This is a genomic window from Saccharopolyspora sp. NPDC000995 (assembly GCF_053599315.1).
Genome location: NZ_JBSFLZ010000035.1, coordinates 43,585 through 52,793 on the forward strand (window position 1 = coordinate 43,585; position 9,209 = coordinate 52,793).

Here is a 9,209-nt window from a genome sequence, read left to right on the forward strand (position 1 = left end):
TATCCATTGGAAAAGACTGACGTGCCGTGGTGCTTCAACCATGGTCGCAGTCAGCTCACCGATGGCGGAGGACATGACCCGTGGGACCTTTTCAGATAACCGGCGCGGCGGTCGTCGACGGGTCGGGTCGCGACCCCGTCGACGTCAACGTCACCATCGAAGACGGGCGTATCACCCAGCTCGGTGCCTCCGGCGCACACGGCGAGCGCTTCGATGCCGGGGGACTGACGATGACGCCTGGCCTGATCGACGCTCACGTTCACCTGGGCCTGTCGAGCCCGATCCAGCCGCAGTTCTCGTTTCAGATCAGTGCCGCGGAGATCGCGGCAGACATCTTCGCCACGGCCGGCGCGGCGCTCGACGCCGGCTTCACGACCGTTCGGGACACCGGCGGGATCGACGGCGGCGTCGTCACCACGATCGCCAAGGGCAAGGTCAGGGGGCCACGCGTCCTGTCGTGCGGACCTGTTCAGTGCCAGACCGGTGGGCACGGCTACTACGGAGCCGACTGGGAACCCACCGAGCTGTGGAGCAGCCATCACATTCCCGGCCTGTGCGCCCTGTCCATGATGTCGGGCAACGCGGACGAGCTGCGAAGCAACGTGCGCGAGGCATTCCGTCGCGGAGCCTCCTTCCTGAAGCTCTGTGTGACCGGCGGAGTGGTCGGCGCGCACGACCAGCTGACCGACATCCAGTTCACCGTGGAAGAGATCGCCGTCGCTGTTCAAGAAGCCGCGGCACGAGGCACCTATGTGACGGTTCACGCCCACAACAGCGAAGGCATTCGGAACGCGGTCGAGGCCGGGGTGCGCTGTGTCGAACACGGCACCAACCTCGATGAGTCCACGGCCACCCTGATGGCCACTCGCGAGGTCGCCCTCGTGCCCACGTTCGCTGTCGTCGAGCAACTGCTGCATGACACCGCTGGAGCCGGCCTCGGCGAGTCGACCCGCGATCGTGTGCTGGGTGTTCGTGAGCGGATGACCGAGGCGCTTGCCGTCGCCAAGGAGGCCGGAGTGCGGATCGGGCTGGGTTCCGATCTCATCGGTCCGGCTCAGGACCGTCGAGGTGAAGAACTCAAGTTGCGCGCAGAGCTGGAGACGCCGATGGAAGCACTCGTGGCGGCCACGAAGACCAACGCCGAGATCCTTGGCCTATCCAGCCAAGTGGGGGTCATCGCTCCCGGCATGCAGGCAGACCTCGTGCTCTGGAACGGCAACCCGCTCGAAGACCCGAAGCTCTTCGCCGACCCCGCCAACGCCGTACTCGTCGTCCAAGCCGGACGTGTTGTGAAGGACCTCCGATGAGACACCTTCTGTCAACCTCAGGCGGCGGTCGTTGCGGGTATAGCGTTGCGGCGGTTGCGGGTGTGGACGTTCTCGTCGTAGAGGACGCCGCGAGTCAAGCAGTGCCACAGCAGTTCCAGCCAGCGGTTGGCCAGCGCGCGCAGCGCGCTGTGGTGGGATTAACCTTTGGCGATCTTGGCGTCGTAGAACTCACGAGCCCATGTCGAGGTGCGCAGGCTGCAGAACGCCCATTGATGCACGGCCGCGCCGAGATAGCGGTTGTGCGCCAGACAGCGGGCCACGACGTACTCGCTGCGGCCGGATCTTCGGGTGACCGGCGCGGTCCCGCCGTAGCATTGCAGCGCGTTCGGGGTCTCGAATTGCTGACAGCGAGCCACCAGCCGGGCCACACCCGCGGCGGTGTGATCGATACGGAACTGCTCGACCACACCCTCACCGGGCCGGCCAAGCGCCACATCGTGGAACGACTCGGCCCAATCTATCCCCACAGCAAGCAAAAGCGTTGCCTCACATCAGGTTTCAGTTGTCACCGACCGGGGCTGGAGGCATTGCGTCGTGCTGATAGACCAGTCCTCACCGGGACGACACCTTCCGAGACGACAAGCCTCCGGCACAGGCCCTCGGGGACGCCGTCTCATTTCAGTCCTCGAAGGACAAACACCAAAGCGTTCCCCGGAGGTCCCGACCATGAAAGAAGGTAGTGCTATCAGCACCATGTGGCACGGCTGCCTCGCCGACACCGACTACTTCGAGATGCGCTCCAGCGGTGGGCACGACTACGGCGTCTGGGTCACCACGCCACCGGGCTACGACCCCACCACGACGCGAGCGCCTGCCGTGTATGTGCTCGACGGCAACTGGGCCGTGGGCATGACGGCTCCGCTCATCGTCACCCAGGCGGACCCCATGCAGCGGATCCAGCCCTACATCCAGGTCAGCGTCGGCTACGCGGGCGAAGAAGCACAGCACTGGGATCGGCTGCGCAACAGAGACCTCGTGCCACCCGGCGAGCCCATCGCCAAGGAGCTCATCGATGCCGTGGAGGCGGGGGTTCAAGCGGGCGCGAGGACACGCGAGGAAGCCGACGCCTACCTCGCCGCATTGCGCGACACCCACGCCGATGCGTTCCTGGGCTTCCTCACCGCGGAACTGCACCCCCGGATCGAACGCGACTACGGCACAGCCACGAGCGGTCACGGCCTTTTCGGCTACTCCTACGGCGGACTTTTCAGCCTCTACACCTGGCTCACCGGCAGCACGCTCTTCGAGAGCATCGGAGCGGGCAGCCCCGGCGTCGCCGGTGAAGACAGTCATATCTTCGCCCAGCTCCAAGAGATGGGAGACAGGCAGCAAGCCGCCAAGCTTCACGTGACCCTCAACGAGCGAGAGCTGCTCGGAGACCTGGCCATCTACCAAAACATCACGAAGAACACGGCCACCGTCCTTCACCGCCTCACCTTACGCGGCGGAGCCGTCACCAGCGCGGTCCTGCGCGAAACGCACGTGACTGGCCTGCAGGCATCGTTCCTCAGCTACCTCAGGACCTGCCGGGCCCGGTAAGCGCGAACGCCGCGGCTGTGCGACCGCCGCGCTGGGCGGCCCGCACTCCGGGGAGCTCGCATCGATCTCGGCGATCGTGAGGATGCGGACTTTCTTGCGTGCACGAAGGGCGTGGCGATCGTGCTGGTCGGGTCGTCGTCGCGGAGTTCCTGATCGACCGCGCCCTTCATGATCTTGCGGAGCATGTTCGACTTCTCACGTCGCCCGGATGGCCCGCATCCCCTGTTGCGGCGCGCTTGGAAGGCTCGATCCAACCCACGACGGGCCTCTCTCTCGTGCGCGTCGCGCAGCGGAAGATGGCTCCTGCTTCCCACGCTGTCGAGCGCGCTAACGATCATGTGTGGGTGAGGTCGTCCCCACGGTCTCTGCGCGCAGTGCCTCCGAAAAGTCGGGCGAGGCTCTGACCCGCATCGACGTCGTTAGCGCGTCTCGTTATTTCGTGGGGTCACGAGTCGTTCCACTCGATGATCGAGCCTGTAAAGGCCCCGATACCGGTGCGGCTGGCCGTCCGGCTCTGTTTGCGCGCGTTGGCCGCACCCATGCATTCTCCCTTGAGGCTCGGTGCCCGCTCGGTGCCCGCGGGCAGCCTCGAACGGTGCCCGCGTCCCGATGTGACGGCGGTTACGGTGAAACCCGAACCAAGAGGTGTCCAATACGTAATCAGTGCGGCTGCGAGACAACAGCCTTATCAATTCCGCAAAACTTTCCTGGAGGGGACGATCATCCGTCCTCCGGAGTCGGTAGGGCTTCCTCGGCGATGCCGAGGACCGTGCGCAGGGCGGCGGAGCTGTTGTCACTGCGCCAGGCAAGCGCGGCGTGCAGCCGCATCGGCGCGCCCGCCAGCGGCCGGTACGCGGTGCCGCTCTGCTGAATGTGCTGGCAGGAAGTCAGCGTCAGCGTCACCCCGACACCTGCAGCGACCAACGCGAGGATCGTGTAGGAATCCGGTGCCTCCTGGACCACGCGCGGGTTGAAGCCGGCCGACACGCACGCCTTGACCAACGCATCACGCACCGTCGACCCGGCGTTGGACGGGAAGCTGACGAACGGCTCGTCGGCCAGGTCCTCGATCGGGATGCTCTCCCTCGCGGCCAGCGGGTGATCGGTCGGGAGCGCGCAGATCAGCTCCTCCACCTCGATCACCCGGGTGTGCACTCCGGGCGTCGGCGAGCCCACCTGGTTGACCGGAAGCCGCACGAAGCCCAGATCCAGCGAACCGTCGGCCACCTTCGCCAGCGCCACGTTCGCGTAGGTCTGGCCGCGCATCACGAGTTCCAGGCCGGGGTGCGCGGCGCGCACCGCGCGGGTCAGCCGCGGCAGGGACTCGTGGCTTGACGCGCCGGCGAAGCCGACGGTGACCCGGCCGTACTCCCCGCGCCCGGCCGCTTTCGCCGCGCGCACCGCGATGTCGACGTCGTCGAGCGCCGTGCGGGCAGGCTCCAGGAACGACTCGCCGGCGCTGGTGAGCCGCACGGACCGGGTGTTGCGCTCGAAGAGCCGGACGCCGAGTTCCTTCTCCAACTGCCGGATCTGCTGGCTTAGGGGCGGTTGCGCCATCTGCAGCCTCTTGGCGGCCCGGCCGAAGTGGAGTTCTTCGGCGACGGCGACGAATGCGGTCAGGTAACGCAGCTCCACGATCGACCTCTGCTCACCCCACGCCCGGGGAATCCATAAGAAATGCCTCTTGATCCGACATCAATTCAGCATTAGACAGCTATCAATGTCGGCTGGCAATGTGACGCGTACCCGAAGCGCACTCGTCGGTCATCGGCGACTGGCACGCGCCGAAGGTGCGGCTGCCCGGCTCGGGCGGAGCCATGGAGGTGATGGCCAACTCCCGCGAGGTGTTCGTGGTGATGCGCCGCCACGACCGGCGCTCCTTCATGTCCGAACTGGACTTCTGCACCTCGCCGGGCCCGGACCGGGCGCTGCGGGACGGGATCCGGCCGCTGGGTTCGGGGGTCACGCGGATGATCACCGACCTCGGCATCTCCGTCGAGTAGCCGTAGCCGCCGTCGCGCGGGAGGCGACCTGCATGCGGCCGCTTGCCAGGCCCTTCATCATCTGCGCGAAGCCCTGACCCTCTTCGCCGCCGAGCAGCGCGGACAGCGGGGCGCGGTGGTCGTCGAAGGACAGCCTCCTCCCGCTCGAGCGAAGCCGAGAGCGGGGGAGAGTAAGTGGTAAACGGGGCCAAGCCCTGGATCACGAACTCGCGCCGATCACAGCTGATCGCACTGATGTTGCAAGACCGATCCGGCCGCGACCCCGGGGCGTAAGGGCATCTCGATCCTGCTCGTCGAACCCGGCCTGGGCCTGACGGTCTCCCGTGATCTGCCCAAGCTCGGTTACAAGGGTGTGGAGACCCCATCGTCGCGGCGGGCGTTGGTGGTCATCGCCTGCAGGTCACAGCCGCCGCCAGGCTCGGTCAGCGCCACGTCGCGCGGATTTCGCCGGTGGCCATCTTCGGCAGGTACTTGCGCTTCTGCTCCTCTGTGCCGAAGTGCAGCAGCAGCTTCGACACCACGGTGTGCCCGCCCATCGCGCCGGCCAGGCTCATCCAGCCGCGCGCCAGCTCCTCGACGATCAGCACATAACACGGCGTGGAAACCGGTGTGCCGCCGTACTCCTCGGGGATCGCGAGCCCTAAGATGCCCAGTTCCTTCATCTGCTCGATGAGAGCTTCCGGATAGGTGTTGGAGTGCTCCAACTGCGGCACCACCGGTTTGGCGGACTGTCGACGAAGTCGCGCACCGTTTCCACGGCCAGCTTCTCGTCGTCGCTGAGGATGTCCAATGTGCTCAATGCCTTCCTTGCGGTGGCAGAAACTCACTCGACGCCCCGGCGCGGGGGAACGTCCACCGCCGCAGCTCGCGGACGGATTCCCAGTCCGCCTCCGCCAGCAGCGCGGGCCAGGCCGCCAGGCAGCGCCGGGCCCACCGGAGCCCACCGGAGCCGCCGACCAACTCCAGCCAGGCGTCCAGCGCGCCCGGGTTCGCCATCGCCCCCCCGCCTCCGCGAACTTGGCGGCGCGAACCTGGCCTACGCGGCGAATCCGACCTGAAGCGAATTTCCATGGGTGCCGAAAGCGTTCTGGCGCCCGCCCGCAGCCGGGACGGCCAGCACCATCGCGGTTGCCAGCTGCTTCTCGACCAGCCCAGTGCGCCGCGCCCGGCAACCCGGCCGCGATCTCGGCCAGCGGGTGGTTCCGCTGGGCCAGCGTGACCGCCGCGGTGTCGCGAGGGACCGCTGGGCGAGGGCTAGATCGTCCGTGGTCGGTTCGAGTTGGGTCGACCACTGCGCGAGGGACTCAGCGATGGATGCCATCGGATCCTTTCCACCAGCGCGCCACCTCCTGCGGCGTCGCCACGTCGATCGGCCGTCCGCACATATTTGTACGGCCAAATGTGCCGCCGCGCCAAGCCCGCGACCTTCCGCCGGAAACGGCACCTGTTGGCGGAATCAACTACACCAGTATCATCGACTCGTTGCTGGCGCACGCCGGTGCGCACAGACTAGCGGCGAGTTTGTACGGCCAATCAATGTCAGCCGGGCCTGCGCTGGCCCGAGCCGGAAGGAGGCCCCGTGCCCGGTCTCGACACCTACCTGCAGGGCTGGCGGCCCGAGCCGCTGTTGGACGCGGACACCCTTTCCCCGGAGCCGTCGCGGGCATTGGCAGCGGTGCTGGGGACGCCCGAGAGGTTCGCCGACACCGAGGCGCTGCCGCCGCTGTGGCACTGGGTCCACTTCCTGGACTGGCCGCAGCACAGCGAACTCGGCGCGGACGGGCACCCAACCCGCGGTCACTTCCTGCCACCCATCCCGAACCGGCGGCGGATGTTCGCTGGCGGCCGCCTCGCGGTCACCGGCCCGCTACGACTGGGCGTGCCGGCCGAGCGCACGTCGTCGCTGGCCAACGTGGCGGTCAAGCAGGGCCGCTTCGGCGAGATGGCATTCGTGACGGTGCGCGGCGAGTACCGACAGGATGGCGAGGTCCTATTCGTCGAGGAGCAGGATTTCGTCTACCGCAGCGGGGAGAGCTCGGTCAAGAGCCCCGACGAGCCGCAGCCCACCGGGTTGCCCGCCTCGGACGCGCCATGGCAGCAGGCCTTCACCGGCGACCCGGTGCGGCTGTTCCGGTTCAGCGCGTTGACCGCGAACGCGCACCGCATCCACTACGACGCGCCGTACGCGCGCGAGGTCGAGTCCTATCCGGGCCTCGTGGTGCACGGCCCAATCCTGGTGCTGCTGATGACCGAACTGGCCCGGCAGCAGAAACCGGAGCGGGAGATCGCGGGCGTGACCTACCGGCTGCGGCGCCCCGTGTTCGCCGGGGACCCCCTGCTGGTCTGCGGCGGCCCGGACGGGGGCATGATGGTGCGGACCGCGCCCGAGACGGTGATGGCCGAGGCGACGGTGACCTTCCGGTGACCGCGCCCGCCCGACCGTGACCGGCCCTGCGGCCCGGCATCGGCGAGATGCGATCAAGGAAAGACTTTGCAAGACTGAACGCATGTTCGATTACTTGCGTGCGCAATCAACGCTCCGCGGGGTGCACGCCGGCCACGGGCGGGGCTGACTGTCCGTGGTAACGCACGCACAGCTCCGCCAACGGCGGGCCGACCACGACCTCATCGCCCGGACAGCCGAATGCGTTCGCCGCCGGGCCCGTCGTCAGCAGGCCGAGAGCGCGGTCGGCCGGGCGCCGATCGTGCCCTACGGCCGATATGTGTTCGTCGGTTTCCTCGACGAGCTCGCACTCGCCGCCGGCCGCGGTGAGCTGCCCGCCGGCGTCCGCCGAGTCGGCCTGGAACTGTGCGAAGAACTCCTCGGCGAAACCGGCGGCGACCCGCCGCAGCGGGCATGAGCAAGCGGCGGGTCACCGGCGGAGGAGTCGGCCGCGCGAATCTCGATGGCCGTCGCCGGAACTCGGTTCAGCCCGAAGTGGAGCTTCGATCGGGCGTTGCGGTGAAGCGGGCGACATACCGCTTCTGCCAAGAGGTTTCGACCGCGTGGCCGTGGTAGCGCCACCGAACGTAGGAGACCGCCTGATACGCGGGTACTCCGTCGATGACCGCGAGACAGGCCAGGGCGGTTCCGGTCCGCCCGCGCCCGCCGCCACAGGCGATCTCCACCCGTTCGGTTTCCGCACGCTCCCAGGCTTCGTACAGGACTTCGCGCGCGTGCTCCCGGTCGCTGGGCAGCCGGAAGTCCGGCCACCGCAACCAGCGGCTCTCCCACTCGAACTCCGGCGGCGTCTTGCCGAGGAGGTAGATCGCGAAGGTCGGCGCCAGCCCGGGCGGCAACGGCTTCCGCAGACCACGCCCCCGGACCAGACGCCCCGACGGAAGTCGGAGCACCCCGGCGCCAGCCGGATCCCACGAGTCGGTCATGCAACCACCGTACGGACCAGAACGACAGCCCGTCTTGAGTGCTCGATACCAGACAGCACACGCAAACGATCATCAGCGCCGACAGGCTCGAGGGCTAGTTCCAAGGCCGTGAAGTTTGGGTGTTTGGCCTGATGTCAAGGGGCCGACGCGGTCAAGATCGGTACGCCCTGAAGTAAGGAACGGAGTTCCTGCTAGAACAGCGTCGACCAAGATCGATGATCAGCAGGAACTCCGTTGGAAATTCAGTCCGTCAGTAGGCGTGCCGTGACGGTGGCTGGGGGTCGGTTCGCGCCCGGTCACCTTGGTGAGCTGACCCAGTTGGTGCCGTTTGAGATCCTCGACGAGGCGTTGACACAGACCAGGACGGTGCAGCAGCGGATCAGGGATCTGCCGTCGCGGGTGGTGGTGTATTTGCTGCCGGCTGCCTGTTTGTTTCCCGAGGCCGGGTATCCGGGTGTGTGGCGCAAGCTGACCGCCGGGCTGGAGGGCTCCTCACCGCCGCGCCCACCGGTGCCGCGTTGGCTGCGGCCCGCCGCCGCGTCGGTGTGGCACCGCTGCGGTGGCTGTTCGACCTGCTGCGTGGCCCAGCGGCCACTCCCGGGCAACGCGGAACCCACTGGCGGGGCCTGCTGGTGTGCGCGATCGACGGCACCACCCTGACCGTGGCCGACAACCCGCGCATGCTCACCCGCTTCACCAAACAGCGGGGCAATCACGGCGGCACCGGCTACCCGCACATCCGGCTGGTGGCCCTGCTCGCGTGCGGCACCCGCACCGTCATCGACGCGGTGTTCGGCCCCACCACCACCGGCGAAACCACCTACACACCTCGCCTGCTGCGCAGCCTCCACACGGGAATGATCCTCTTGGGCGATCGCAACTTCGGCGCCCAGGACCTGATCCGCGACATCGCGGCCACCGGAGCCGATGCCCTGATCAGACTCAAAAACGG

11 protein-coding genes and 4 pseudogenes are annotated in these 9,209 nt (G+C 67.6%); 8 read left to right on the forward strand and 7 right to left on the reverse strand.

Features of this window, described 5'->3' with window-relative positions:
- The first annotated feature begins 80 nt into the window (after positions 1 to 80).
- Positions 81 to 1,307 carry an amidohydrolase family protein gene (locus ACWDKQ_RS14670; RefSeq protein ID WP_450139264.1) on the forward strand — a complete coding sequence of 409 codons (1,227 nt, stop codon included), beginning with the start codon at positions 81 to 83 and terminating at the stop codon, positions 1,305 to 1,307.
- 158 nt (positions 1,308 to 1,465) lie between these two features.
- Here the strand turns inward: ACWDKQ_RS14670 and ACWDKQ_RS14675 are convergent, their stop codons facing one another.
- The gene (locus ACWDKQ_RS14675; protein ID WP_450139265.1) at positions 1,466 to 1,735 is read right to left on the reverse strand and encodes a transposase; all 270 of its coding nucleotides are present in this window, start codon (positions 1,733 to 1,735) and stop codon (positions 1,466 to 1,468) included.
- Positions 1,736 to 2,012: 277 nt separating this feature from the next.
- Between ACWDKQ_RS14675 and ACWDKQ_RS14680 the strand changes: the two genes are divergently transcribed.
- The gene (locus ACWDKQ_RS14680; protein WP_450139277.1) at positions 2,013 to 2,867 is read left to right on the forward strand and encodes an alpha/beta hydrolase; all 855 of its coding nucleotides are present in this window, start codon (positions 2,013 to 2,015) and stop codon (positions 2,865 to 2,867) included.
- 720 nt (positions 2,868 to 3,587) lie between these two features.
- On the opposite strand, the gene ACWDKQ_RS14685 is transcribed toward ACWDKQ_RS14680, so the two are convergent.
- Positions 3,588 to 4,502, reverse strand: a complete 915-nt coding sequence (locus ACWDKQ_RS14685; protein ID WP_450139266.1) for a LysR substrate-binding domain-containing protein — start codon at positions 4,500 to 4,502, stop codon at positions 3,588 to 3,590.
- A 119-nt stretch (positions 4,503 to 4,621) separates the two neighbouring features.
- Between ACWDKQ_RS14685 and ACWDKQ_RS14690 the strand changes: the two are divergent.
- Positions 4,622 to 4,858: pseudogene (locus tag ACWDKQ_RS14690) on the forward strand (CoA-transferase); the annotation flags it as partial.
- 25 nt (positions 4,859 to 4,883) lie between these two features.
- On the opposite strand, the pseudogene ACWDKQ_RS14695 reads toward ACWDKQ_RS14690, so the two are convergent.
- Positions 4,884 to 5,013 (reverse strand): annotated as a pseudogene (locus ACWDKQ_RS14695) (acyl-CoA dehydrogenase family protein); the annotation flags it as partial.
- A gap of 31 nt (positions 5,014 to 5,044) precedes the next feature.
- Between ACWDKQ_RS14695 and ACWDKQ_RS14700 the strand changes: the two are divergent.
- Positions 5,045 to 5,231 (forward strand): annotated as a pseudogene (locus ACWDKQ_RS14700) (acyl-CoA dehydrogenase family protein); the annotation flags it as partial.
- 4 nt (positions 5,232 to 5,235) lie between these two features.
- Here ACWDKQ_RS14700 and ACWDKQ_RS14705 read toward each other — a convergent pair.
- The 3 genes and pseudogenes from ACWDKQ_RS14705 to ACWDKQ_RS14715 all read right to left on the reverse strand — a co-directional run.
- Positions 5,236 to 5,669 (reverse strand): annotated as a pseudogene (locus ACWDKQ_RS14705) (acyl-CoA dehydrogenase family protein); the annotation flags it as partial.
- Positions 5,666 to 5,866 (reverse strand): hypothetical protein, encoded by a 201-nt coding sequence (locus ACWDKQ_RS14710; RefSeq protein ID WP_450139267.1) that lies wholly within the window; start codon positions 5,864 to 5,866, stop codon positions 5,666 to 5,668. The gene ACWDKQ_RS14710 and the pseudogene ACWDKQ_RS14705, both read right to left, overlap by 4 nt.
- A 40-nt stretch (positions 5,867 to 5,906) precedes the next feature.
- The gene (locus ACWDKQ_RS14715) at positions 5,907 to 6,191 is read right to left on the reverse strand and encodes a hypothetical protein (protein WP_450139268.1); all 285 of its coding nucleotides are present in this window, start codon (positions 6,189 to 6,191) and stop codon (positions 5,907 to 5,909) included.
- Positions 6,192 to 6,449: 258 nt separating this feature from the next.
- Between ACWDKQ_RS14715 and ACWDKQ_RS14720 the strand changes: the two genes are divergently transcribed.
- Together ACWDKQ_RS14720 and ACWDKQ_RS14725 are read left to right on the forward strand one after the other, a co-directional pair.
- On the forward strand, positions 6,450 to 7,295 hold the full coding sequence (locus tag ACWDKQ_RS14720) for a hypothetical protein (protein WP_450139269.1): 846 nt from the start codon (positions 6,450 to 6,452) through the stop codon (positions 7,293 to 7,295).
- 154 nt (positions 7,296 to 7,449) lie between these two features.
- Positions 7,450 to 7,731, forward strand: coding sequence for a hypothetical protein (locus ACWDKQ_RS14725; RefSeq protein WP_450139270.1), 282 nt, complete (start codon positions 7,450 to 7,452; stop codon positions 7,729 to 7,731).
- A 67-nt stretch (positions 7,732 to 7,798) separates the two neighbouring features.
- Here the strand turns inward: ACWDKQ_RS14725 and ACWDKQ_RS14730 are convergent, their stop codons facing one another.
- Entirely contained in the window at positions 7,799 to 8,257 is a 459-nt protein-coding gene (locus ACWDKQ_RS14730) for a phosphatase domain-containing protein (protein WP_450139271.1), read from the reverse strand.
- A gap of 264 nt (positions 8,258 to 8,521) precedes the next feature.
- Here ACWDKQ_RS14730 and ACWDKQ_RS14735 point away from each other — a divergent pair, with 264 nt between their 5' ends.
- Positions 8,522 to 8,917: a transposase domain-containing protein gene (locus ACWDKQ_RS14735; protein ID WP_450139272.1), complete on the forward strand. Its 396-nt coding sequence runs from the start codon at positions 8,522 to 8,524 to the stop codon at positions 8,915 to 8,917.
- Positions 8,890 to 9,209, forward strand: a 320-nt coding sequence (locus ACWDKQ_RS14740) for a transposase (protein ID WP_450139273.1), incomplete at its 3' end; no start/stop codon positions are given. The genes ACWDKQ_RS14735 and ACWDKQ_RS14740, both read left to right, overlap by 28 nt.